We start from the raw sequence: 892 nt of genomic DNA, 5'->3' as shown, positions 1-892 counted from the left end.
GGTGATCCGCAAGTTCTTCGCCACCTTGCCCGACACCGTCGATGCGCCTGCGCGGGCCGAAGCCGAGGCCAAGCTGGCATTGTTCGCCACCGGGTTTCGCCCCGACGAGCTGGCCGAGTACGCCCGGGTCTACAAGGACTGCCTCAAACCCAACGGCGACTTCGATCCCGACAAGCCCGCCGAGCCGGCCCGCAACCGCGGCATCACGCTGGGCAAACAACAACCCGACGGCCTATCCAAAATCAGCGGATATATCAGCGCCGAATGCCGCGCCACCGTCGAACCCGTACTGGCCAAACTCGCCGCACCAGGGATGTGCAACCCCGCCGACGACGCACCGGTGATCGACGGGCGCGCCCCCGCCCAGGCCGTGGACCGCGACACCCGCACCGCAGCCCAACGCAACCACGACGCCCTCAACACCGCCCTGCGCGCCCTGCTGACGTCGAAAACCCTGGGCCAGCACCACGGACTGCCCACCTCGATCATCATCACCACCACCCTGGCCGAACTGGAAGCCGGCGCCGGGCGCGCCCTGACCGCCGGGGGCACCCTGCTCCCCATGGCCGAGGTGATCCGGCTGGCCTCCCACGCCCACAACTACCTGGCCATCTTCGACAAAGACAAAACCCTGGCCCTCTACCACGGCAAACGCCTGGCCACCCCCGAACAACGCCTGGTCCTGCTAGCCCGAGACCGCGGCTGCACCCGCCCCGGCTGCACCGTGCCCGGCTACTGGACCCAGGTCCACCACCTCGAAGGCTGGCTGGCCAAACGCCGCACCCACATCGACGAACTCACCCTGGCCTGCGGACCCGACAACCGCATGGTCGAACTCCGCAACTACCTCACCCGCCGAAACACCCACGGCGACACCGAATGGATCCCACCC

1 protein-coding gene is annotated in these 892 nt (G+C 68.3%); it reads left to right on the top strand.

Features of this window, described 5'->3' with window-relative positions:
* A partial coding sequence (locus tag A9X01_RS14565) for an HNH endonuclease signature motif containing protein (RefSeq protein ID WP_155772094.1) occupies window positions 1-892 on the top strand: 892 nt, incomplete at both ends.

This window comes from Mycobacterium asiaticum (assembly GCF_001668675.1).
Classification (GTDB): Bacteria; Actinomycetota; Actinomycetes; order Mycobacteriales; family Mycobacteriaceae; genus Mycobacterium; species Mycobacterium asiaticum_D.
The sequence above is the reverse complement of the archived record's forward strand: the minus strand, read 5'-3'. Positions and strand labels throughout refer to the sequence as shown.